Below are 21,477 nucleotides of genomic sequence, written 5' to 3'. Positions count from 1 at the left end.
CCGCCGTCCAGACACGTCCCGATTCTCCCCTATGCCGCGTGGATGCGTCTGCAGGTAACGGGGCGTGGCTCGTCAACCTAGTATTGGAAACGCAATGCAGAAAGAAGACAGCGCGACCCGACCCATCGAGGAGCCCACCGTGGAGTTCGCCGTGGCGACTGTGGCCGACTGGCCCGAGGGGCTGGCGACGGTGCTCACGGGCGCGGCGGAGGCGGCCAGGGCCGCGGTCGTGGAGTTCAGCGGGCCGGAGATGGTCGGCGACTACCTGGGCGTCGGCTACGAAGACCCGAACACCGCCACCCACCGATTCCTGGCGCATCTGCCCGGCTACCAGGGCTGGCAGTGGGCGGTCGTGGTGGCCGCGTATCCCGGCGCCGATCACGCCACCATCAGCGAGGTGGTGCTGGTGCCCGGACCGACGGCATTGCTGGCCCCGGAATGGGTGCCATGGGAACAGCGGGTGCGGCCCGGGGACCTGAGCCCCGGCGACCTGCTGGCGCCCGCCGCCGACGACCCCCGGCTGGTTCCCGGATACACCGCCAGCGGTGACCCCCAGGTCGACGAGACCGCCGCCGAAATCGGGCTGGGCCGGCGCTGGGTGATGAGCGTCGAAGGCCGCGCGGAGGCCGCCGAGCGCTGGCGCACCGGCGACTACGGCCCCGACTCGCCGATGGCGCGGTCGACCAAGCGGGTGTGCCGCGACTGCGGCTTCTTCCTGCCGCTGTCGGGATCCCTGGGCGCGCTGTTCGGCGTGTGCGGCAACGAGCTGTCGGCCGACGGGCACATCGTCGACAAGCTGTACGGCTGCGGTGCCCACTCGGACACCCCCGCCCCGGCGGGCACCGGGTCGCCGGCCTACGAGCCCTATGACGACGGAATGCTGGACGTCACCCAGGCACCGGTCGAGCCGTCCGCGCCGCCTGCGGAGTCGCCGGCGGCCGCGGAACCGCAACCCGAGGCTGAGGACGCGCAGCCGGAGGCCGAGGCGGCGGCGCCGCAACCCGAGGCGGCCGAGCAGCAGGCTGAGGCGCCGGAGGCCGAGGCCGTGTCCGAGGCCCCGCCGTCCGAGCCGCCGGAGTCCGAGCAGCAGCCGCAGACCGAGACGCCGGACTAGCCGGTTTCCGCGGCGGCCTTGATGCGCGCCAGCGAGGCGTTCATTCCGTCGAGCAATTCGCGTTCGAACTTCTCGGTCCCACCGAACAGCGCATTCACCGACAGGTTCGAAAATGCCGTGACGCCGTTTTCGGCGTGGCGGCTCTCGATCAGCCGGGTGCCGTCACCGCTGGGCTCGAGCTCGTAGGTCCAGATGGTGTTGTTGGTGTCGACGCGGAACGCGAGCTTGCGGTCGGGGACGATCTCGACGATCGTGCACGTGGTCGGCCAGAACATCCGCTTGCGGCGGTTGAGGTTGAGGGTCCTGGTGCCCTGACGGACCGGGCCGAAGGGCTTCATCCACCGGCACTGCGGGCTCCACTGCGGCATGCGCCGCAGATCGGAAACCAATCCCCACACGGTGGCCACCGGGGCATCGATGTCGACGTGTGTTTGCAACAGCGGGGCTACCATCGCTCCTCCAGGTGTGCGAATTACTTGTGGTCGAGATAGTTTTCGAGCCCGGCCTGGGCGCCGCGCGCCCCGCGCCGGGCCGCGGCCAGCTGCAGCAGGAAGATGCTCGTGCCGAGCACCCCCACGCCGAGCCCGGCCAGCGCGACGGGACGCCAACCCTGCAGGGCCGGCACCAGGAAAGCGGCGGCCACCGCGGCCACCCAGCCCAGCGCGCCGAGCGCGATGAAGGGCCACACGTGCAGCAGCGCGGCGGGCAGTGGCGGCGCGGTGCGGCTCTCACCGGGTTCGGCAGACATCGCGATTAACATAGCCCGCCGCCGGAGTCCGCGGGTGGCGCACCCATTTGCCGAAACGGATGATCGGAAACCGCTGAGCACAGCGGGATGGGCGGGCGGGTAAGCGTTTCGAGCAAAATTCCGAAGCTTAGCGAAAAGGATCAACACCCGTCGTTCACCGGTTCGTGTCCCGGTTTCTCGGGCTTGCGTGTAACCTCGCGCCATGCCTGACAGCGATGCGCGGCTGGCCAGCGACCTGTCACTGGCTGTTATGCGGCTGGCCCGCCAACTGCGGTTCCGCAACCCGTCGTCGCCGGTGTCGTTGTCGCAGCTGTCGGCGCTGGCAATGCTGACCAACGAAGGCCCGATGACACCGGGCGCCCTGGCGATCCGCGAAAGGGTCCGGCCGCCGTCGATGACCCGGGTTATTGCGTCGCTGGCCGAGATGGGCCTGGTGGACCGTGCGCCGCACCCGGTCGACGGCAGGCAGGTGCTCGTCTCGGTCTCCGAGTCCGGGGCCGAGCTGGTCAAGGCGAACCGACGCGCCCGCCAGGAGTGGCTGGCCAAGCGACTGGCGACGCTGGACAGCGAACAACGCGACACCCTGCGCCACGCGGCCGACCTGATGTTGGCCCTGGTCGACGAAGGCCCGTGAGTTACCGGACCGAGGCCCTGAATGTTGAGGACGTTGACGACCCGGACGATCCGAGGCTCGACGATTTCCGCGACCTGAACAGCGTCGACCGTCGTCCCGATCTGCCGTCCGGCAAGGGGCTGGTGATCGCCGAGGGCGTGCTGGTGGTGCAGCGCATGCTGGCGTCGCGGTTCCGCCCGCATGCCCTGCTGGGGACCGACCGCCGGCTCGCCGAGCTCGAAGCTGATCTGGCCGGCAGCGCCGTGCCGTTCTACCGGGCCTCCGCCGACGTCATGGCCCGGGCGGTCGGCTTCCATCTCAACCGCGGGGTGCTGGCGGCCGCCCGGCGGGTGGCCGAGCCCAGCGTGGCCGACGCGATCGCCGGGGCGCGCACCGTCGCGGTGCTCGAAGGGGTCAACGACCACGAGAACCTGGGCTCGATCTTCCGCAACGCGGCGGGCCTCGGCGTCGACGCGGTGGTGTTCGGCAGCGGCTGCGCCGACCCGCTGTACCGCCGCGCGGTCCGGGTGTCGATGGGCCATGCGCTGCTGGTGCCCTATGCGCGTGCGGCGTGCTGGCCCGCCGAGCTCGAGACGTTGCGGGAGAACGGTTTTCGACTCATGGCGATGACCCCGCAGGGCTCCGCATGCGCCTTGCCGGAGGCGATGACGGCCGCGCGCGACGACCGCGTCGCGGTGCTGGTGGGTGCCGAGGGCCCGGGGCTGACGCCGGCCACCCTGCGGTTGAGCGACGTGCGGGTGCGCATCCCGATGTCGCGGGGTACCGACTCGCTCAATGTGGCGACGGCGGCGGCGCTGGCGTTCTACGAGCGGGCCCGCTCGACGACGAGAGGCGGCGATGGACAGTCAGACTAGGCTGCGGCTGATGAGAGACGAATCCGTCCCTTGGGCAACGGGTTTGACGGTGACTGCATTCGTCGCGGTGGTCACGGCCGCCGCGATCGTGGTGCTCAGCCTGGGGCTGGTTCGGGTGCACGCGCTGCTGGCAGTGGGGCTCAACGTGGTGGCCGCCGGGGGACTGGCACCGACTCTGTGGGGGTGGCGCCGCACCCCGGTGCTGCGCTGGTTCGTGCTCGGCGCCGCGGTGGGCGTCGCGGGGGCGTGGATTGTGCTGCTGGCCCTGGCCGCCCGCGCTTAGCGCTGGCCGCCCGAGCGCACGCCGAGCAACACGTCTTCCCACGCCGGGATAACCGGCTTGCCGCGGCGGGTGTGCACGGGCTTTTCGTCGGGCTCCGCGACCGCCTCGGGTTCGGTGACGGGCGGCTTCGCGGGCTCTTCGAAGTCGACGTGGGCCACCCGCGCCACCGGGCGCAGCGGACGTTCGAAGTTGGGGTCGATCAGCGCGCTGGCGGCGTCGTCGATGGCGGTCACGGTTCCGCCGTGGGCACCGGGGGAGAAGCAGAAGTGCGCGAGGTTGTCGGAGCGGCCGACCTTCCACGCGAGCTGCACCGTCCAGCGGTTGTCTTCGTTGCGCCAGGCATCCCAGCTGAGTTTGTCGTGGCTGAGGCCCCGGGTCACCAGCGCGGCGCTGACCGTCTCCAGCAGCGTCAGCACGGCGGGGCCGTCGGGCAGCATCGGGTGGGCGGCGGTTGCCAGTTCGGCGGCGCGGAACCGTTCCAACAGCACGGGGTGGGCGAAGCGGCGGACCCGCGACACCTCCGAGCCTGACGCCGCGGCGACCTGCTCGACGGAGGCGCCCGCGCGGATCTTGGCCTGAATTTCTTTGGGGCTCAGCATGTTGGTGACTTCAATCTCGAGCTGCGGTTGCTCAGAGGACAGGGCTGCGTCGCGCAGCAGGGCTCGCAGCCGGTCGTCGGCCGCTAACTTGAACTGCTCCGCGGGGTCGTCACCCTCGCAGATGACATATTTGCTGTCGGCATCCAGCCCAACCACTTTGAGTTCCCGCATGGTTATCTCCTCGCAGGCTCCGTGCAGGTCAGCGACGGACCCGTCACGTGCGCACTTTAGTCCAGCAACCGCCCATCACCTGTGCTGACACGCTGTGCGGTTGCGCGCCGATTGCCGGTGAGTTACAGCCGCTCGACGACCCAGTCAATGCATTGGGTGAGTGCGCTGACGTCGTCGGGGTCCACCGCCGGGAACATCCCGACCCGCAGCTGGTTGCGGCCGAGTTTGCGGTATGGCTCGGTGTCCACGACGCCGTTCGCCCGCAGGATCTTCGCCACGGCCGCGGCGTCGACCTCGTCGGTGAAGTCGATGGTGCCCACCACCTGGGAGCGCAGCTTGGGGTCGGTGACGAAGGGCGTGGTGTAGGCCCGCTCCTCGGCCCAGGAGTACAGCCGGCCCGACGAGTCCGCCGTGCGCTTAACGGCCCAGTCCAGCCCGCCGTTGCCCAGCATCCAGTCGACCTGCTCGGCCATCAGCGCCAGGGTGCCGACCGCGGGGGTGTTATAGGTCTGGTCCTTCAGGCTGTTCTCCACGGCGATGGGCAGCGACAGGAAGTCGGGCACCCAGCGGCCGGAGGCGGCGATGGACTCAACGCGGGCCAGCGCCGCCGGGCTCATGACCGCCAGCCACAGGCCGCCATCGCTGGCGAAATTCTTCTGCGGAGAGAAGTAGTAGGCGTCGGTCTGCGCGATGTCGACCGGCAGGCCGCCGGCGCCCGAGGTCGCGTCGATGGCGATCAGCGCGTCGCCGGAATCGGCGGGCCGGCCGATGGGCACCGCAACCCCGGTGGACGTCTCGTTGTGCGCCCAGGCGATCACGTCCACCGAGGGGTCGCCCTGCGGCTCGGGGGCGCTGCCGGCGTCCGCCTTGATGACGACGGGGTCGCCGACGAAGGGGTTCTTGGCGACCGCGGAGGCGAACTTGGAGCTGAACTCGCCGAACGACAGGTGCAGCGAGCGCTTGTCGATCAGGCCGAAGGCCGCGGCGTCCCAGAACGCGGTCGCGCCGCCGTTGCCCAGAATGACCTCGTAACCGTCGGGCAGCGAAAACAGGTCGGCGAGCCCGGACCGCAGCCGCCCCACCAAGTTCTTGACCGGGGCCTGCCGGTGCGAGGTGCCGAACAGCGGCGCGGCGGTTGTGGTCAGCGCCTGCAGTTGTTCGGGCCGGACCTTCGACGGGCCACACCCGAAGCGGCCGTCGCGGGGTTTGATGTCAGCGGGGATCTGGAGCTGGTCAGCCATGCTCATCAGGGTAGTGAGCCGACCTGACCGGTCGGTGCGGCGGCCCGACCGCTTGCCCCCGCCGCCGGGGCAAAAGGCCTGCTCGGGTGCCGCCGGACGTTTGGCCAGGTGTGATCTGGGGCATAAAAATTTCATGACCACCGGTCAGGTCACAGTGCCTGTAAGGGGTCTAGTGAATATCCGGTACCTGCGGTACTGTCTGGACATAGCACGTCCAAATGTAAACCTCGTTGAGGAGGCCTGGATATGGCTAGGACGCGATTAGTCCGGCGTTGGCGCAGCAACATGGAAGTGCGCGACGACGCCGAATACGTCAACATGCTTGCCACACTGTCCGAGGGGTCGGTGCGGCGCAACTTCAATCCGTACACCGATATCGATTGGGATTCACCGGAATTCGCCGTCACGGAAAACGATCCGCGGTGGATTCTGCCGGCGACCGACCCGCTGGGCCGCCATCCCTGGTACCTGGCGCAGTCGGACGAGCGCAAGATCAAGATCGGGATGTGGCGCCAGGCCAACGTGGCCAAGGTGGGTCTGCACTTCGAATCCATCCTGATCCGGGGCCTGATGAACTACACGTTCTGGGTGCCCAACGGCTCGCCGGAGTACCGGTACTGCCTGCACGAGTCGGTCGAAGAGTGCAACCACACCATGATGTTCCAGGAGATGGTCAACCGCATCGGTGCCGACGTGCCGGGTATGCCACGGATGCTCAAGTGGCTCTCGCCGCTGGTTCCGCTGGTGGCCGGCCCGCTGCCTGTGGCATTCTTCATCGGCGTGCTCGCCGGCGAGGAGCCCATCGACCACACGCAGAAAAATGTTCTGCGCGAAGGCAAGTCGCTGCACCCCATCATGGAGCGGGTGATGGCGATCCACGTGGCCGAGGAAGCCCGCCACATCTCGTTCGCGCACGAGTTCCTGCGCAAGCGGGTGCCGGAACTGACCAAGAGGCAGCGGTTCTGGACCGCGCTGTATCTGCCGCTGACCATGAAGGCGCTGTGTCGCGCGATCGTGGTGCCGCCCAAGGCGTTCTGGCGCGAGTTCGATATTCCGCGTGACGTCAAGAAGGAACTGTTCTTCCGGTCGCCGGAGTCGCGAAAGTGGTTGAGCGACATGTTCGGTGACGTGCGGATGCTGGCCTACGACACCGGCCTGATGGAGACGCGCTCGGCGCGGTTGATGTGGCGGCTGTGCAAGATCAACGGCAAGCCGTCGCGGTACCGCAGCGAGCCGCAGCGCGAGCACCTGGCCGCGGTCCCGGCCGCCTAACCAACTGCGAGTTCCTGTATGCCGCACGTTATTACCCAGTCGTGCTGTAACGACGGGTCCTGTGTCTTCGCATGCCCGGTGAATTGCATTCACCCGACACCGGATGAGCCGGGCTTCGCCACGTCGGAGATGCTCTACATCGATCCGGCGGCGTGCGTGGACTGCGGGGCCTGCGTGAGCGCGTGCCCCGTCGGCGCGATCGCACCCGACACCCGGCTGGACTCCAAGCAGCTGCCCTTCATCGAGATCAACGCCTCCTTCTACCCGGAGCGGCCGAAGGGCGAGAAGCTGCCGCCCACCTCGAAGCTGGCGGCGGTGCTCCCGGCGGCCGAGGTGCACGCCCGCCGCACGCCGCTGACGGTGGCCATCGTCGGATCCGGGCCGGCGGCGATGTATGCCGCCGACGAACTGCTGACCCAGCGGGACGTGCGAGTCAACGTCTTCGAAAAGCTGCCCACGCCTTACGGTTTGGTGCGGGCCGGGGTGGCACCGGATCACCAGAACACCAAGCGGGTCACCCGGCTGTTCGACCGGGTCGCCAGTGATCGCCGGTTCCGGTTCTACCTCAACGTCGAGGTCGGCAAGCGGCTGAGCCACGCGGACCTGCTCGCTCATCACCACGCGGTGCTGTACGCGGTGGGCGCACCCGATGACCGCCGGCTCGACATCGAGGGCATGGGCCTGCCGGGGACCGGAACGGCAACCGAGTTGGTCGCGTGGATCAATGGGCATCCCGACTTCGCCGATCTGCCAGTCGATCTCAGCCACGAGCGGGTGGTGATCGTCGGCAACGGCAACGTCGCCCTCGATGTGGCCCGGTTGCTCACGTCGGATCCCGACGACCTGGCCCGCACGGACATCGCCGACCACGCGCTGGCGGCCTTCCGGGGATCGGCGGTGCGCGAGGTGGTGATCGCCGCCCGGCGTGGCCCCGCCCAGTCGGCGTTCACGTTGCCCGAGCTGATCGGGCTGACCGGCAGTTCCGAGGTGGTGCTCAGCGCGGCCGACCATCAACTGGTGGCGGCCGATCTCGCGACCGCGTCGGACCCCCTGACCAAGCGCAAGCTGGAAGTCTTGAGCACGCTCGGCGACGATTCGGCGCCGTCGGACCGCCCCAGGATCAGGCTGGCGTACCGGCTGACCCCGACCCGGGTGCTGGGGGACGGTCGGGCCGCAGGCATCGAGTTCTCGGTCACCGGCACCGCCGAGACGCGGCTGCTGGAAACGGGATTGGTGCTGACGTCGATTGGCTACCGCGGCAAGCCGATTCGTGATCTTCCGTATGACGAATCGTCGGCCGTCGTGCCGAACGACGGCGGCCGCGTCGTCGACCCCGCCTCAGGACAGCCGGTGCCCGGCGCATACGTCGCGGGCTGGATCAAGCGGGGGCCCAGCGGCTTCATCGGCACCAACAAGTCCTGCTCGTTGCAGACCGTGCAGGCCCTGGTCGCCGATTTCAACGCCGGCCGGCTGACCGATCCCGTCGCCAAACCCGACGCGCTGGCCCGGCTGGTGCACGACCGTCAGCCCGACGCGATCGACGCGGCCGGATGGCGCGCCATCGACGCCGCCGAAATCGCCCGGGGCAGCGACGACGGCCGGCCCCGCAACAAGTTCACTGACGTGTCCGCCATGCTCGCCGCCGCGGCCACCGCGCAGCCGGCGCCGCCGCAGCGACGCCGGCTGCTGGATCGCCTCCTCGGCTAGCCCGCTCCCTGGCCGGCCATCGCCGCCGAGATCTCCTCCATGCTGACCTCGCGGACCGGCTGTCCCATCGACCAGTGGTGACCGAACGGATCGGCGACCATGCCGTAGCGGTCGCCCCAGAACTGGTCGTCCAACGGCGTCACCACGGTGGCGCCGGCGTCCAGCGCCCGCTGGAAGCTCGCGTCGACGTCGGTGACCGTCAGGTGGATCATGACGGGGGTGCCGCCCAGCGACGTCGGCGTCATCGACTTGCCGCCACACACCTCCGGGAAGTCGTCGTTGAGCATCACCGTGAAGCCGTTGATGCGCACCGCCGCGTGCACCAGTTTGCCGTCCGGACGCGGCACACGCCCGATTTCCTCTGCCCCAAAAGCCTTGACGTAGAAGTCGATTGCCGCGGCTGCGTCGTCGACCACCAGGTGCGGGGACAGTGCCGGTTCGATGTTGATCGCCATGCTGGTTCTCCTTGCTATCGGTTCCCTGACCCGCCCATGACGGGCGGGTTCACGACTTATGACTGCGTCGGCGACGAAAACTCATCGCGACGGCAACCATTAGATCGCCGGGCACCGACAGCCGGGTGGGCTCAGGCGTTGGTGAGGCTGCGGTCCCAGCCCTCGACGGATTCCGGGCTGCGCGGGGCGGGGCCCACGTAGATGGCCGACGGCCGGACCAGCTTGCCCAGCCGCTTCTGCTCGAGGATGTGCGCGCACCATCCCGCGGTCCGACCGCAGGTGAACATCGCCGGCATCATGTTGGCCGGTACCCGGGCGAAGTCCAGCATCACCGCGGCCCAGAACTCCACGTTGGTCTCGATCGCCCGATCCGGACGGCGCTCGCGCAGCTCGGCCAGGGCCGCCTGCTCCAGCGCGACGGCGACCTCGTGGCGCGGCGCCTTGAGCCGTTCCGCGGTGGCGCGCAGTACTCGGGCCCGTGGGTCCTCCGCGCGGTAGACCCGGTGGCCGAAGCCCATCAGCTTGTCGCCGCTGTCCAGAATCTTCTTCACCAGGGCGCGTGCGTCGCCGGTGCGCTCGACCTCTTCGATCATCGGCAGCACCCGCGCCGGCGCCCCGCCGTGCAGCGGGCCGCTCATCGCCCCGATAGCGCCGGACAAGGACGCCGCCACGTCGGCGCCGGTCGAGGCGATCACCCGGGCGGTGAACGTCGAGGCGTTCATCCCGTGCTCGGCGGCCGAGACCCAGTAGGCGTCAATCGCTTCGACGTGGCGCGGGTCCGGCTCGCCCTGCCAGCGCGTCATGAAACGGGCGGTGACGGTTTCGCATTCGTCGATGACCCGCTGCGGGACGGCGGGCTGGTAGATGCCGCGCGCGGACTGCGCGACGTAGGACAGCGCCATCACCGAGGCCCGGGCCAGCTGGTCGCGGGCCACGCTGTCCTCGGTGTCCAGCAGCGGCTTGTACCCCCAGATCGGGGCCAGCATCGCCAGGCCCGCCTGCACGTCGACGCGGACGTCGCCGGTGTGGATGGGCAGCGGGAACGGCTCGGCGGGCGGCAGCCCGCGGCCGAACTTGCCGTCGACCAGCAGCGCCCACACGTCACCGAAGGTGACCTGCTGGTTCACCAGGTCTTCGATGTCGACGCCGCGATAGCGCAGCGCACCGCCGTCTTTATCCGGTTCGGCAATTTCGGTGGTGAAGGCGACCACGCCTTCGAGGCCGGGGACAAAGTCTTCGGGGACCACAGTCATACCGAAAATTCTCGCACCCCCTGATCGGGCCGACGCTACCGGCCGGTAGCAAGCGCCGGTAGCGTTGACGCGATGGCAGGACCAGAAGACGAGCACCTGCAAAGAATGCGTGTGGAGTACGGGTCGGTGGAAAAAGACGGCAGTCCAGATCTCGACGCCGATTGGCTGAGCGACGGCTGGGTATCGTTGTTGCGCAAATGGATTGACGACGCCGAGCGCTCGGGCGTGGCCGAACCCAACGCGATGGTGCTGGCCACCGTAACCCCGGACGGCAAACCCGCCAGCCGGTCGGTGCTGTGCAAGAGCGTGGACGAGACCGGGATCACCTTTTTCACCAACTATGACTCCGCCAAGGGTGACGATCTCGCAGCGACGGCCTACGCCTCGGCGACGTTTCCCTGGTATCAGCTCGGCCGTCAGGTTCACATCCGCGGACCGGTGAGCAAGGTCACGGCGCAGGCCACCGAGGACTACTGGTCCAAGCGGCCGCGCGGGTCGCAGCTGGGCGCCTGGGCGTCGCATCAGTCGCAACCGATCGCGTCACGAGCGGCCCTGCTCGACCAGTTGCGGGAGGTGACCGCACGCTTCGCCGACCGCGACCAGGTTCCGGTCCCGCCGGGCTGGGGCGGCTATCTCATCGCCCCGGAACTGGTGGAGTTCTGGCAGGGCCGGGAGAATCGATTGCACAACCGCATCCGCATTACCGGAGATCGCGTGGAGCGCCTGCAGCCCTAACCCGCTGATCATGCACGCCGCGCGGCGCCGCGACGGGATCGATTGCTGGCGTGACCAGCGGACTCGACCCCGGGCAGGCGCCTCATCCTCATAACGACTACCTTTTGCAGTAAGCACCAAGTCAGCAGCCATATCAGCCAGAGCGCAAAGGGGTTCTCGTGGCAGACACCGACGACACCGCCACTTTGAAGTACCCGGGCGGCGAGACCGACCTGCAGATCGTCAACGCCACCGAGGGCGCTGACGGCATTGCGCTGGGCTCGCTGTTGTCCAAGACCGGATACACCACGTTCGACAACGGGTTCGTCAACACCGCCTCGTGCAAGAGCTCCATCACCTACATCGACGGCGACGCGGGCATCCTGCGTTACCGCGGCATCCCGATCGAGCAGCTCGCCGAGAAGTCGACCTTCATCGAGGTGAGCTACCTCTTGATCTACGGCGAACTGCCGAGCAAGGAGCAGCTGGCCGATTTCACCAAGCGGATCCAGCTGCACACCATGCTGCACGAGGACCTCAAGCGATTCTTCGACGGCTTCCCGCGCAACGCCCACCCGATGCCGGTGTTGTCCAGCGCCGTCAACGCGCTGTCCGCCTACTACCCCGACTCGCTTGACCCGATGGACACCGAGGACGTCGAGCTGTCCACGATCCGGTTGCTGGCCAAGCTGCCGACCATCGCCGCCTACGCCTACAAGAAGTCGGTCGGCCAGCCCTTCCTGTACCCGGACAACTCACTGTCGCTGGTGGAGAACTTCCTGCGGATGACGTTCGGGTTGCCCGCGGAGCCCTACGAGGCCGACCCCGAAATCGTTCGGGCCCTGGACATGCTGCTCATCCTGCACGCCGACCACGAACAGAACTGTTCGACGTCGACGGTCCGGCTGGTGGGGTCGTCGCAGGCCAACCTGTTCACCTCCATCTCCGGAGGCATCAACGCGCTGTGGGGCCCGCTGCACGGCGGCGCCAACCAGGCGGTGCTCGAGATGCTCGAGAAGATCCGCCAAAGCGACGACGACGTCAGCGAATTCGTGCGCAAGGTGAAGAACCGCGAAGAAGGCGTGAAGCTGATGGGCTTCGGCCACCGCGTCTACAAGAACTACGACCCACGTGCGCGCATCGTCAAGGAGCAGGCCGACAAGATCCTGGCCAAGCTCGGCGGCGACGACGACCTGCTGGACATCGCCAAGCAGCTCGAAGAGGCCGCGCTCACCGACGACTACTTCATCGAGCGCAAGCTCTACCCCAACGTCGACTTCTACACCGGTCTGATCTACCGGGCGCTGGGCTTCCCGACCCGGATGTTCACCGTCCTGTTCGCGCTGGGGCGGCTGCCCGGGTGGATCGCGCACTGGCGTGAGATGCACGACGAGGGGGACAGCAAGATCGGGCGTCCGCGCCAGATCTACACCGGCTACACCGAGCGCGACTACGTCACCATCGACGCGCGCAAGTAGCCCGCGCGGCAATAACATCCGCTAATCGAGCGAGGCCAGCACCGCCATCGCGGCGTTGTGCCCGCCGATGCCCGACACCGCCCCCCCGCGGCGGGCGCCGGAGCCGCACAGCATGATTCGTTCGTGCGCGGTGGCCACGCCCCATTGCCGCGCCGGGGTGTCCAGCGGCTCGTCGTCCTCGGCGAACGGCCACGACAGGCCGCCGTGGAAGATGTTGCCGCCGCTCATCCGCAGGGTGCGCTCCAGATCCAGCGTGGTCGTGGTCTCGAGGCACGGCCTGCCTTGGGCGTCGGGCAACAGCAGATCTTGAATCGGTTCGGCCAGAACGGAATTCATCGACGCCAGCACGTCGTGGGTCAGCTGATCGCGCAGCGCCCCGGGTTCGGCGCCGGCGAAAAGGGAATGCGGCGTGTGCAGGCCGAACACCGTCATCGTCTGCGCGCCCGAGCCGCGCAGCGCGCCCGACAGGATGCTGGGGTCGGTCAGCGAATGGCAATAGGCCTCGCACGGCAGGGGATTCGGTGGTCGACCGGCGGCGGCCTGCGAATGGGCCGTATTCAGTTGCGTCCAGGTCTCGTTGACGTGGAACGTCCCGGCGAATGCCTGCTCGGGCGCGACGGCGTGGTCGCGCAGCCGGGGCAGCCGCGCCAGCACCATGTTCACCTTGACCTGCGCACCGGCGGCCGCCGGTACCGGTTCTTCGCCGAGCAGGCCGGCCAGGACCGTCGGTGTGACGCCGGCCAGGACGAACCGGGCCCGGATCAGGTGGTCTTCGTCGCGGCTGCGATAACGCACCTCCCCCGTGGGGTCGACGGCGTAAACCTCTGCACCGGTGGTGATTTCGGCTCCATGGCGCAGGGCGGCCGCGGCGAGGGCCGTGCTCACCGCACCCATGCCGCCGATCGGGACGTCCCAGTCTCCGGTGCCCCCGCCGAGCACGTGATACAGGAAGCAGACATTCTGCGCCAGCGACGCGTCATCGAGGCGGGCGAACGTGCCGATCAGTGCGTCGGTCGCCATCACCCCGCGCACCACGTCGTTGCGCACCGCGCCGGCGATCGCGTGTCCGATCGGATCCTCGGTCATCGCCCGCCACGCGGCCTCCGAACGGCGATCGCCGCGCTCCGTCACCTGCCGGCGGGCGCCCTCGCGGGTGCGCAGCGGTTCGAGCAACGTCGGCCACAGCGGCCCGGTCACCAGCCGGCAGCGTTGGTAGAAGTCGGCGAACCCCCGCGCGTCCCCGGCCGCCCCGATGGCGGCGAAGCTGTCACCGGACGCCCCGATCAGCAGCCCGGCGCGGCCGCCGGTCGCGGGGTCGGGTGTGTACGACGAAAACGGCCGCCGGGCCAGCCGCACGCCGGCGCCCAGATCCTCGGCGATGCGCGCGGGCAGCAGACTGACCAGATACGAGTAGCGCGATACCCGAACGCCGACACCGTCGAAGGCCTGCGCCGAGACGGCGGCGCCGCCGGTGTGGTCCAGCCGCTCCAGCAGCCGCACCCGCAGGCCCGCGCGGGCCAGGTAGGCGGCCGCGACGAGGCCGTTGTGGCCCCCTCCGACGATTAACGCGTCGACATCGGTGGCGTGGTCGCTCAGCTCAGGTAGCCCTCGACCTCGTCGGGCGGACGCACCTCGGCCGCTCGTGGGTCGCCGCCGGTGTCGCGCAGCGCCCGCCGCTGCCGCAGCAGGTCCCAGCACTGGTCGAGTTCGACCTCCACCCGCCGGAGGCGGTCATGTTCCTCCGACGTGTCGATGTCCCCGCGCTGCAGCTGGGCCCGCAGCGCCTTCTCCTCGGCGACCAGCTCACGGATGACGGAGAGGGTGTCGTTGTCGGTCGGTTTACTGCCGTTGGCCATCGCTCCAGTGTGCCCGACCCGGGAGGCGGTGAATCGGTAGGCTGCATATCGCCTGGCAAACGCGGGCGACATGAGGGAGGGCCGTGGTGAACATCAAACGGCCAACCCTGGTGTGGCTGATCGCCCTGCTGGTCATTCCGCTTCTGATCGCGGCAATCGGCTACCAGACGTCGGCACGATCCCCGTCCGGTCGCGCGTCCCCGGCGCCGTCGAGCGGCGCTGGTGCGCCGAAGGTTTCGTTGGCGGCCTTCTCCATGGTCCGCGACGGCAACAGCGTCACCCTGACCGGAGACTTCCCCGACGAGTCCGCCAAAGCGGCGTTGCTGAGGGTGCTCACCGGCGCGCTGCCCCCGGGGCTGAACATCGTCGACCAGATCCGCATCGATCCCGCCGTCGACGCACTCGATTTCGCCAAGGCCAAGCCCGTTTTCTCCGACAGCGCCTCGATCGCCGACTTCGCCCTCACGGTCGGCGGCGACACCATCACCCTGGCCGGCACCGCGGCGTCACCGGAGCAGAAGAACGCCATCGACGCCGACGCGAAGCGCATCTGGTCCACCCTGAATGTCGTTGACAATCTTGCGGTTAACGCACCGGCGGCGCCTCCATCGCCCGCCGCCGCGTCGTGCACCAACCTGCAATCGGCGATCAACACCCTGATCGACGGCGCACTCACCTTCGATTCGAACATCGACAGCCTGACGGCCTCCGACGAGCAGGTCCTGACCCGCGTCGCCGACAAACTCAAGGCGTGCCCGAACGCGCGTGCGGCCATCAACGGCTACGCCGACAGCACCGGCAACACGAGCCTGAACGTTCCGTTGAGCGAAGAGCGCGCGCAAGCCGTCGCGGGGTTCCTGGAGGCGCACGGCGTGCCAGGCGACCGGTTGAGCACCAACGGATTCGGCTCGGCCAACCCGGTGGCCCCCAATGGCACCGACGACGGGCGGGCTCAGAATCGCCGGGTCGAAATCGTGGTCAGCTAAGGAGACTCGGCGTGGACTTTCTCATCCAGTGGTTGTGGTACCTGCTCGCGTTCGTGGCGGGCTCGGCCGTCGCCTGGGTGGTCGCCACGCTGCTCAACCGCCCGGGGACGGGGGCACGGCGATGAGTCACATGCACTGGTGGCTGGTCGGCCTGTCGTTCGGTCTGGGGTTTGCGCTGACGCTCACACTGAAAATGACGCCCGTCAAAAGTCAAGCGCCGGTGTCGAAGTCACCGGGCACGGGGACGGCGCCGGAACCCGCCACCGCGGCGATCCCGGTCACCGAGAAGCGCACCACGAAAATTCCGGTCACAGAACGGCGCACCACGAAGATCCCGATCGCCAAGGAGCCGCCGACCACCAAGATTCCGCCGTCGCCGCGGGCGCCGTACGGCCCGGGCTCCGCCGACCCCGATCCCGACGGCCGGGGGCCGGCGGGATACCTGATCAAGGCCCGCGGGAACGGCAAGGTGTACTTCACGCCCGACGACCCGAGCTACGACTCGACCGCGGCCGAGGTCTGGTTCAGCGACGAGAAGTCCGCGCAGCAAGCGGGTTTCACGCCCTGGCGCGACAGCCCGGACAACCCGCGCCGGCGATAGAGCGCTAGCTCGGGCCCGGGAGGCGCAGCACCAGCCGCGCGCCACCCAGGGGGCTGTTCTCCAGCGCCGCCGTCCCGCCGTGCAGCTGGGCCTGCTGGGCGACCAGCGCCAGGCCCAGCCCCGACCCGGAATGGGAGGCGGTCGATCCGCGGGAAAACCGGTCGAACACCACGCGGCGCTCATCCTCGGGGACGCCGCTGCCGTTGTCGTCGATGGCGATCTCCACGCCGGCGCGCGAGCTGACCGCCGACAGCTGAACCTTGGTGGCGCCGCCGTGCTTGACGGCATTGGCGATGGCGTTGTCGACGGTGAGCCGCAACCCGGCCGGCAACCCGACGATGATGCAGGTGGGTGAGGGCACCAACGAAACGTCGACGCCGGGGTAGATGCGGGCGGCGTCGTGGGCGGCGCGGTCGAGCAGCTCGGTGATGTCGACGGGGACGTGATCGTCGGCCGTCGACAGTTCGCCCTGGGCCAGCCGCTCGAGCGCGGTCAACGTGGCCTCGATCCGCGACTGGGTGCGCACGACGTCGCCCAGCACCTCTTTGCGCTGTTCGTCGGGCATGTCCAGGGTGGAGAGCACTTCGAGGTTGGTGCGCATCGCGGTCAACGGCGTGCGCAGTTCGTGCGAGGACACCGCGGCGAAGTCGCGGGCCGACGCGAGCGCGTCCTTGGTCCGGTCCTGTTCGGTCCAGATGCGTTGCAGCATGCCGCGCATGGCTTCGGCGATCTCGACGGCCTCGCTGGCGCCGCGCACCGCCACCTGCGGCCGCTCGTCGGCGTCGATCGAGCGGGCTTGCTGCGCCAGGCGTTTGAATGGCCGCACCGCGAAAGCCGCGAGCAGCCAGGCGAATACCGCCGCCGCGCCGATCGAGAGCGCGCAGATCAGGATGACCCGGCGATGCAGGTTGTTGGTCTGGGCGATGGTGTCGTAATACGTCGCACCCACGGCCACCGTGGCAGGCTGCGGCGTGGCCACCTCCAGCGTTCGCACCCGGTAGCGCACCCCGTTGATGTAGGTGTCGGCGTAGCCCACGTCCAGCGGCGGCAGCGTGACGTCCGAGTTGGACTTGACCTGGCCGTCGCGCCGGACGGTGATGACGGTGTCCTGATCGTTGGGCGCACGCGGGATGTCGTCGAGGCCCCGGGGCAGGAAGGGGATGGCGAAACCGGCGGCCTCGTCCAAGCGGCGATCCAGGCGTTCCTTCCAGGCGCTGGTGATGCCGAACCACACGACCGCTCCCGCGATGACCACCACGATCGCGGTGCCGATAGCGGTCGCGACCGCGACCCGGGCCCGTAGCGATGGCGTACGGGTCAAGATCCGGGACAAGAAATTCATGGGTCGCTCGACCTGATTACTGCATGCGCAGTACGAATCCCACTCCGCGGACGGTGTGCAGCAGCCGCGGGCCGCCGTTGGCCTCCAGCTTGCGGCGCAGGTATCCGATGAACACGTCGACGACGTTGGTGTCGGCGGCGAAGTCGTAACCCCACACCAGCTCGAGCAGCTGCGCGCGGGACAACACCGCCGTCTTGTGCTCGGCCAGCACCGCCAGCAGGTCGAACTCCCGCTTGGTCAGGTCGACGTCGACGCCGTTGACCCGGGCGCGACGGCCCGGGATGTCGACTTCCAGCGGCCCGACCGTGATGGTTTCCGAGGACGACGTGGCGGTGGCGCCGCGGCGGCGCAGCAGCGCCTTGACCCGCGCGACCAGCTCGGCCAGCACGAAGGGCTTGACCAGATAGTCGTCGGCCCCGGCCTCCAGGCCGGCCACCCGATCGTCGACCGAGCTGCGCGCGGACAGCACGCAGACCGGGACGTCGTTGTCCATGGCGCGCAGCGCCGTGACGACGCTGACGCCGTCCAGCACGGGCATGTTGATGTCGAGCACGATCGCGTCCGGACGCGTCTCGGTGGCGCTGCGCAACGCCTCGGCGCCGTCGACCGCCGTCGACACCTCGAAGCCGGACAGCCGCAGACCGCGTTCGAGCGACGCGAGCACATCTGAATCGTCGTCGACGACCAAGACCCGCGGTGAGCTAGCTCCAGTGTCCATGCCGCCCATTTTGCCTGATTGCCGACTATGGCTGTGGGAGGCTACACCGCTGTCTTACCCAGCGGTGTCGCGGCGCTGCCCGGGCAACCCGATGTTGCGGTAGCGCCGCAGCCGGGCGGCCAGCCGCTGATCGGCGGGCAGCTCGCGCAGCGCCTGCACCTCGGTGGCGATGGCCCGCGACAATCGCCGCGCGAACTCGACCGGCTCGTCGGCGGCATCGGGATGCTCCGGCACGATCGCGTCGACGATCCCGGACCTCAGCAGATCGACCGATCGAATGCCTTGCGCCGCGGCGAGTTCGGCGGCGTGTTCGGTGTCGCGGAAGACGATCGCGCTGGCGCCCTCCGGCGGCAGCGGAGCCAGCCAGCCGTGCAACGCGGCCAGCACCCGATCGGCCGGCACCATCGCCAGCGCCGGCCCGCCGCTGCCCTGGCCCAGCAGCACCGACACCGTCGGGGTATCCAGCGTCACGAGCTCGGCCAGGCACTGCGCGATCTGTCCGGCCAGCCCGCCCTGTTCGGCCTCGGCCGACAGGGCAGGCCCCGCGGTGTCGATCACCAGCACCAGCGGCAGGCGCAGCTCGGCGGCCAGCGCCATGCCGCGCCGGGCCTCGCGCAGCGAGGCGGGCCCCACCAAGCCGCCGGTCAGCCGCTGCTGGCCCAGCACCACCACGGGCTGGCCGGCGAATCGGGCCAGCGCCAGCAGCGTGGTGGCGGCCTCTCCCTGGCCGGTCCCGGACAGCAGCACCCGATCGGTGGCGCCGTGCCGCAGCAACAGCCCCACCCCGGGCCGGTCGGGCCGTCGCGACGCCACCACCGAGTCCCACGCCGCGACGTCGGGCGTCGGTTCGGGTGGCGCGGGCGCGGGCAGCGGCGCGGGAGCGTCGGAGATGACGGTCATGGCCCGGTCGAGCGTCCGGCGCAGCTCGTCGAGCCGGACGACGCCGTCGATCACGCCGTGCCGCTGCAGGTTCTCCGCGGTCTGCACGCCCTCGGGGAAGGGTTCGCCGTAGAGCAACTGGTAGACGCGCGGCCCCAGGAAGCCGATCAGCGCGCCCGGCTCGGCGACGGTCACATGACCGAGCGAACCCCAGGACGCGAACACCCCGCCGGTGGTCGGGTTGCGCAGATAGACCAGGTACGGCAGGTGCGCCTGCTTGTGCAGCCGGACGGCCGCGGCGATCTTCACCATCTGCAGAAACGCGACCGTGCCCTCTTGCATGCGGGTGCCCCCGGAGCTGGGCGACGCCAGCAGCGGCAGGCCCTCGGCGGTCGCCCGCTGCACGGCGGCGGTGATCCGCTCGGCCGCGGCCACCCCGATCGACCCGCCCAGGAAGCCGAACTCGCAGACCACCACGGCGACCCGGCGCCCGAAGACCCGCCCCTCGCCGGTGAGCACCGATTCGTCCAGGCCCGTCGCTTGCCGGGCGCCGGCCAGTTCCTCGGCGTAGGAGGCGCTGACCGGCACCGCGAGCGGCTCGCTGTCCCAGCGGATGAAGGAATTTTCGTCCAGCACCGCGTCGCGTAACTGACCAGCCGTAATGCGACTCACGTGACGAGGCTATATAGGGTGGCTGCCATGATCGGTGTTACCCAGGCCGAAGCCGTCATGACCATTGAGTTGCAGCGCCCCGAGCGCCGCAACGCCTTGAACTCCCAGCTGGTCGAGGAGCTGCGCGAGGCCGTGCTGAAGGCCGGCGACGGGTCCACCCGCGCGATCGTGCTGACGGGTCAGGGCACGGTGTTCTGCGCCGGCGCGGACCTGTCCGGTGACGCCTTCGCCGCGGACTACCCCGACCGGCTCATCGAGCTGCACAGGGTCCTCGATGCCACGTTGATCCCGGTGATCGGGGCCATCAACGGCCCGGCCATCGGCGCCGGCCTGCAGCTGGCCATGCAATGCGACCTGCGGGTCGTCGCGCCCGACGCGTTCTTCCAGTTCCCGACGTCCAAATACGGCCTGGCCCTGGATAACTGGAGCATCCGGCGGCTGTCCTCGCTCGTCGGTCACGGCCGCGCCCGGGCGATGCTGCTCACCGCGGAGAAGCTGACCGCCGACGCGGCGCTGCAGACCGGGATGGCCAACCGCATCGGGACACTGGCCGACGCGCAGGCCTGGGCCGCCGAGATCGCCGGCCTGGCGCCGCTGGCCATCCAGCACGCCAAGCGGGTGCTCAACGACGACGGCGCCATCGAAGAGGCCGGGCCGGTGCACAAAGAGCTCTTCGACAAGGCTTGGAGCAGCCAGGACGTCGTCGAAGCCCAGGTCGCCCGGATCGAGAAACGACCGCCGAAGTTCCAGGGGGCCTGACGACCATGCGGGGGACGCTACGGCTGGTCGCCGGTACGGCGTCGCTGGCGGCCGGTGGCTGGCTGGTGCGGGCGCTGCACGGCGCCCCCGACGCGCTCGGCGCCCATCCCGCTTCGATCGCGGCGGTGACGGCCGGATCGCCGCACTACCGTGACGGCGTCTTCGTCAACCTCGAGCCCGCCTCCGACATCGCGATGGACCGCGAGCAACTGCGGCTCATCGCGTGGGAGCTGATCGGCAACCGCGGCGGCAGCCGGCCGAAGGGGCCGATCCCGGTGGCCTCGCCGGGGATGCTCGACGCCGACCCCAGCCGGCTGGCCGTCAGCTGGTTCGGTCATTCCACGGCGCTGCTGGAGATCGACGGTTACCGGGTGCTCACCGATCCGGTGTGGAGCGACCGGTGCTCGCCGTCGGACGTCGTCGGCCCGCAGCGGCTGCACCCGCCGCCGATTCAACTCGAGGCGCTGCCCGCCGTGGATGCGGTGGTGATCAGCCATGACCACTACGACCACCTCGACATCGACACGGTCCGGGCGCTGGCCCGCACTCAGCGCGCACCGTTCTTCGTGCCGCTCGGCATCGGGGCGCACCTGCGCCGGTGGGGGATACCCGAGCAGCGGGTCGTCGAGCTCGACTGGCATCAGAGCGCCAAGGTCGACGAGCTGGAGGTGGTGTGCGTTCCCGCGCGGCACTTCTCGGGACGCTTTCTGGACCGCAATACGACGCTGTGGGCGTCGTGGGCGTTCGTCGGGCCGAAGCATCGGGCGTACTTCGGCGGGGACACCGGCTACACCAAGAGTTTCGCGCAGATCGGCGCCGACCACGGGCCGTTCGACCTGACTCTGCTGCCCATCGGGGCCTACAACACGGCGTGGCCCGACGTGCACATGAACCCCGAGGAGGCGGTGCGGGCGCACCTGGACGTCACCGACGGCGGCCTGCTGATCCCGATCCATTGGGGCACTTTCCGGTTGGCCCCGCACCCGTGGGCAGAACCGGTTGAGCGCCTGCTGGCCGCCGCCGCGCCCGAGCGGGTGGACGTGGCGGTGCCGCTGCCCGGTCAGCGCATCGATCCGGCGGTGCTGGAGAAATCCGAACCCTGGTGGCGGCTGTAGTTTGACGCGGCGCGCATCGCACCGCG

General features: G+C 69.4%; 22 protein-coding genes and 2 pseudogenes. 13 read left to right on the top strand and 11 right to left on the bottom strand.

The genetic code is table 11. From position 1 onward, the window contains the following. Positions 1 to 124: 124 nt before the first annotated feature. Positions 125 to 910: pseudogene (locus tag B9D87_RS14565) on the top strand (DUF3027 domain-containing protein); the annotation flags it as partial. 200 nt (positions 911 to 1,110) lie between these two features. On the opposite strand, the gene B9D87_RS14560 reads toward B9D87_RS14565, so the two are convergent. Continuing rightward, a complete protein-coding gene (locus tag B9D87_RS14560; RefSeq protein ID WP_007777153.1) occupies positions 1,111 to 1,566 on the bottom strand; it encodes an SRPBCC family protein in 456 nt (151 codons plus the stop codon). Between the two features lie 20 nt (positions 1,567 to 1,586). Beyond that, entirely contained in the window at positions 1,587 to 1,862 is a 276-nt protein-coding gene (locus B9D87_RS14555; RefSeq protein ID WP_007777150.1) for a DUF2530 domain-containing protein, read from the bottom strand. A 202-nt stretch (positions 1,863 to 2,064) separates the two neighbouring features. Between B9D87_RS14555 and B9D87_RS14550 the strand changes: the two genes are divergently transcribed. From B9D87_RS14550 to B9D87_RS14540, 3 genes are read left to right on the top strand one after another with little or no spacing between them, the layout of a single operon-like run. Then, positions 2,065 to 2,496 (top strand): Rv0880 family HTH-type transcriptional regulator, encoded by a 432-nt coding sequence (locus B9D87_RS14550; protein ID WP_007777147.1) that lies wholly within the window; start codon positions 2,065 to 2,067, stop codon positions 2,494 to 2,496. Beyond that, positions 2,493 to 3,350: a TrmH family RNA methyltransferase gene (locus B9D87_RS14545; RefSeq protein WP_007777144.1), complete on the top strand. Its 858-nt coding sequence runs from the start codon at positions 2,493 to 2,495 to the stop codon at positions 3,348 to 3,350. Before B9D87_RS14550 ends, B9D87_RS14545 begins: the two co-directional genes overlap by 4 nt. A gap of 10 nt (positions 3,351 to 3,360) precedes the next feature. Next, entirely contained in the window at positions 3,361 to 3,633 is a 273-nt protein-coding gene (locus B9D87_RS14540; protein WP_040631993.1) for a DUF2537 domain-containing protein, read from the top strand. On the opposite strand, the gene sepH is transcribed toward B9D87_RS14540, so the two are convergent. Together sepH and serC are read right to left on the bottom strand one after the other, a co-directional pair. Next, positions 3,630 to 4,403 (bottom strand): septation protein SepH, encoded by a 774-nt coding sequence (sepH, locus tag B9D87_RS14535; protein ID WP_007777139.1) that lies wholly within the window; start codon positions 4,401 to 4,403, stop codon positions 3,630 to 3,632. The genes B9D87_RS14540 and sepH overlap by 4 nt on opposite strands. A 122-nt stretch (positions 4,404 to 4,525) precedes the next feature. Continuing rightward, on the bottom strand, positions 4,526 to 5,650 hold the full coding sequence (serC, locus tag B9D87_RS14530; RefSeq protein ID WP_080598661.1) for a phosphoserine transaminase: 1,125 nt from the start codon (positions 5,648 to 5,650) through the stop codon (positions 4,526 to 4,528). Between the two features lie 240 nt (positions 5,651 to 5,890). Here serC and B9D87_RS14525 point away from each other — a divergent pair, with 240 nt between their 5' ends. Together B9D87_RS14525 and B9D87_RS14520 are read left to right on the top strand one after the other, a co-directional pair. After that, positions 5,891 to 6,916: an AurF N-oxygenase family protein gene (locus B9D87_RS14525; RefSeq protein ID WP_007777134.1), complete on the top strand. Its 1,026-nt coding sequence runs from the start codon at positions 5,891 to 5,893 to the stop codon at positions 6,914 to 6,916. An 18-nt stretch (positions 6,917 to 6,934) separates the two neighbouring features. Beyond that, positions 6,935 to 8,623 (top strand): FAD-dependent oxidoreductase, encoded by a 1,689-nt coding sequence (locus tag B9D87_RS14520; RefSeq protein WP_007777132.1) that lies wholly within the window; start codon positions 6,935 to 6,937, stop codon positions 8,621 to 8,623. Here the strand turns inward: B9D87_RS14520 and B9D87_RS14515 are convergent. Together B9D87_RS14515 and B9D87_RS14510 are read right to left on the bottom strand one after the other, a co-directional pair. Further along, positions 8,620 to 9,078 (bottom strand): VOC family protein, encoded by a 459-nt coding sequence (locus B9D87_RS14515; RefSeq protein WP_007777129.1) that lies wholly within the window; start codon positions 9,076 to 9,078, stop codon positions 8,620 to 8,622. The genes B9D87_RS14520 and B9D87_RS14515 overlap by 4 nt on opposite strands. A gap of 131 nt (positions 9,079 to 9,209) precedes the next feature. Then, positions 9,210 to 10,331: a citrate synthase 2 gene (locus B9D87_RS14510; protein ID WP_007777127.1), complete on the bottom strand. Its 1,122-nt coding sequence runs from the start codon at positions 10,329 to 10,331 to the stop codon at positions 9,210 to 9,212. Between the two features lie 72 nt (positions 10,332 to 10,403). On the opposite strand from B9D87_RS14510, the gene pdxH reads away from it, so the two are divergent. Then, on the top strand, positions 10,404 to 11,066 hold the full coding sequence (gene pdxH / locus B9D87_RS14505) for a pyridoxamine 5'-phosphate oxidase (protein ID WP_007777125.1): 663 nt from the start codon (positions 10,404 to 10,406) through the stop codon (positions 11,064 to 11,066). 158 nt (positions 11,067 to 11,224) lie between these two features. Next, the gene (locus B9D87_RS14500; RefSeq protein ID WP_007777123.1) at positions 11,225 to 12,523 is read left to right on the top strand and encodes a citrate synthase; all 1,299 of its coding nucleotides are present in this window, start codon (positions 11,225 to 11,227) and stop codon (positions 12,521 to 12,523) included. A gap of 21 nt (positions 12,524 to 12,544) precedes the next feature. Here B9D87_RS14500 and B9D87_RS14495 read toward each other — a convergent pair whose 3' ends face one another. Both B9D87_RS14495 and B9D87_RS14490 read right to left on the bottom strand, forming a co-directional pair. Then, positions 12,545 to 14,119 (bottom strand): phytoene desaturase family protein, encoded by a 1,575-nt coding sequence (locus B9D87_RS14495; protein ID WP_040632091.1) that lies wholly within the window; start codon positions 14,117 to 14,119, stop codon positions 12,545 to 12,547. Beyond that, positions 14,116 to 14,379, bottom strand: a complete 264-nt coding sequence (locus B9D87_RS14490) for a DUF2630 family protein (RefSeq protein WP_007777120.1) — start codon at positions 14,377 to 14,379, stop codon at positions 14,116 to 14,118. The genes B9D87_RS14495 and B9D87_RS14490 overlap by 4 nt, the downstream gene beginning before the upstream one ends. A gap of 86 nt (positions 14,380 to 14,465) precedes the next feature. On the opposite strand from B9D87_RS14490, the gene arfA reads away from it, so the two are divergent. The 3 genes and pseudogenes from arfA (at position 14,466) to arfC (ending at position 15,966) form a co-directional block, all read left to right on the top strand. Continuing rightward, entirely contained in the window at positions 14,466 to 15,365 is a 900-nt protein-coding gene (gene arfA / locus B9D87_RS14485; RefSeq protein ID WP_238553510.1) for a channel-forming protein ArfA/OmpATb, read from the top strand. Between the two features lie 11 nt (positions 15,366 to 15,376). Further along, positions 15,377 to 15,457 (top strand): annotated as a pseudogene (gene arfB / locus B9D87_RS27520) (channel accessory protein ArfB); the annotation flags it as partial. A 29-nt stretch (positions 15,458 to 15,486) separates the two neighbouring features. After that, positions 15,487 to 15,966 carry a channel accessory protein ArfC, sunset domain variant gene (gene arfC, locus B9D87_RS14480; RefSeq protein WP_040631989.1) on the top strand — a complete coding sequence of 160 codons (480 nt, stop codon included), beginning with the start codon at positions 15,487 to 15,489 and terminating at the stop codon, positions 15,964 to 15,966. A gap of 4 nt (positions 15,967 to 15,970) precedes the next feature. On the opposite strand, the gene B9D87_RS14475 is transcribed toward arfC, so the two are convergent. The 3 genes from B9D87_RS14475 to B9D87_RS14465 are packed head-to-tail and all read right to left on the bottom strand — an operon-like array spanning position 15,971 to position 19,577. After that, a complete protein-coding gene (locus tag B9D87_RS14475) occupies positions 15,971 to 17,308 on the bottom strand; it encodes a sensor histidine kinase (protein ID WP_007777115.1) in 1,338 nt (445 codons plus the stop codon). A 16-nt stretch (positions 17,309 to 17,324) separates the two neighbouring features. Next, a complete protein-coding gene (gene prrA, locus B9D87_RS14470) occupies positions 17,325 to 18,035 on the bottom strand; it encodes a two-component system response regulator PrrA (protein WP_007777113.1) in 711 nt (236 codons plus the stop codon). A 45-nt stretch (positions 18,036 to 18,080) separates the two neighbouring features. Further along, a complete protein-coding gene (locus B9D87_RS14465) occupies positions 18,081 to 19,577 on the bottom strand; it encodes a carboxyl transferase domain-containing protein (protein ID WP_040631987.1) in 1,497 nt (498 codons plus the stop codon). Positions 19,578 to 19,604: 27 nt separating this feature from the next. On the opposite strand from B9D87_RS14465, the gene B9D87_RS14460 reads away from it, so the two are divergent. Together B9D87_RS14460 and B9D87_RS14455 are read left to right on the top strand one after the other, a co-directional pair. Then, a complete protein-coding gene (locus B9D87_RS14460) occupies positions 19,605 to 20,336 on the top strand; it encodes an enoyl-CoA hydratase (RefSeq protein ID WP_007777110.1) in 732 nt (243 codons plus the stop codon). Positions 20,337 to 20,341: 5 nt separating this feature from the next. Continuing rightward, on the top strand, positions 20,342 to 21,451 hold the full coding sequence (locus B9D87_RS14455) for an MBL fold metallo-hydrolase (protein ID WP_007777107.1): 1,110 nt from the start codon (positions 20,342 to 20,344) through the stop codon (positions 21,449 to 21,451). Positions 21,452 to 21,477 lie beyond the last annotated feature (26 nt).

This window comes from Mycobacterium colombiense CECT 3035 (genome assembly GCF_002105755.1).
Taxonomy (GTDB): domain Bacteria; phylum Actinomycetota; class Actinomycetes; order Mycobacteriales; family Mycobacteriaceae; genus Mycobacterium; species Mycobacterium colombiense.
Note: the sequence above shows the minus strand (reverse complement) of the source record. Positions and strands in the feature narration are given on the sequence as shown.

Coding starts and splice junctions, on each gene's coding strand:
- B9D87_RS14560 (WP_007777153.1), bottom strand. CDS start 1,566: ATGGTAGCCCCGCTGTTGCAAACACACGTCGACATCGATGCCCCGGTG.
- B9D87_RS14555 (WP_007777150.1), bottom strand. CDS start 1,862: ATGTCTGCCGAACCCGGTGAGAGCCGCACCGCGCCGCCACTGCCCGCC.
- B9D87_RS14550 (WP_007777147.1), top strand. CDS start 2,065: ATGCCTGACAGCGATGCGCGGCTGGCCAGCGACCTGTCACTGGCTGTT.
- B9D87_RS14540 (WP_040631993.1), top strand. CDS start 3,361: ATGAGAGACGAATCCGTCCCTTGGGCAACGGGTTTGACGGTGACTGCA.
- sepH (WP_007777139.1), bottom strand. CDS start 4,403: ATGCGGGAACTCAAAGTGGTTGGGCTGGATGCCGACAGCAAATATGTC.
- serC (WP_080598661.1), bottom strand. CDS start 5,650: ATGAGCATGGCTGACCAGCTCCAGATCCCCGCTGACATCAAACCCCGC.
- B9D87_RS14525 (WP_007777134.1), top strand. CDS start 5,891: ATGGCTAGGACGCGATTAGTCCGGCGTTGGCGCAGCAACATGGAAGTG.
- B9D87_RS14520 (WP_007777132.1), top strand. CDS start 6,935: ATGCCGCACGTTATTACCCAGTCGTGCTGTAACGACGGGTCCTGTGTC.
- B9D87_RS14515 (WP_007777129.1), bottom strand. CDS start 9,078: ATGGCGATCAACATCGAACCGGCACTGTCCCCGCACCTGGTGGTCGAC.
- B9D87_RS14510 (WP_007777127.1), bottom strand. CDS start 10,331: ATGACTGTGGTCCCCGAAGACTTTGTCCCCGGCCTCGAAGGCGTGGTC.
- pdxH (WP_007777125.1), top strand. CDS start 10,404: ATGGCAGGACCAGAAGACGAGCACCTGCAAAGAATGCGTGTGGAGTAC.
- B9D87_RS14490 (WP_007777120.1), bottom strand. CDS start 14,379: ATGGCCAACGGCAGTAAACCGACCGACAACGACACCCTCTCCGTCATC.
- arfC (WP_040631989.1), top strand. CDS start 15,487: ATGAGTCACATGCACTGGTGGCTGGTCGGCCTGTCGTTCGGTCTGGGG.
- B9D87_RS14475 (WP_007777115.1), bottom strand. CDS start 17,308: ATGAATTTCTTGTCCCGGATCTTGACCCGTACGCCATCGCTACGGGCC.
- prrA (WP_007777113.1), bottom strand. CDS start 18,035: ATGGGCGGCATGGACACTGGAGCTAGCTCACCGCGGGTCTTGGTCGTC.
- B9D87_RS14460 (WP_007777110.1), top strand. CDS start 19,605: ATGATCGGTGTTACCCAGGCCGAAGCCGTCATGACCATTGAGTTGCAG.
- B9D87_RS14455 (WP_007777107.1), top strand. CDS start 20,342: ATGCGGGGGACGCTACGGCTGGTCGCCGGTACGGCGTCGCTGGCGGCC.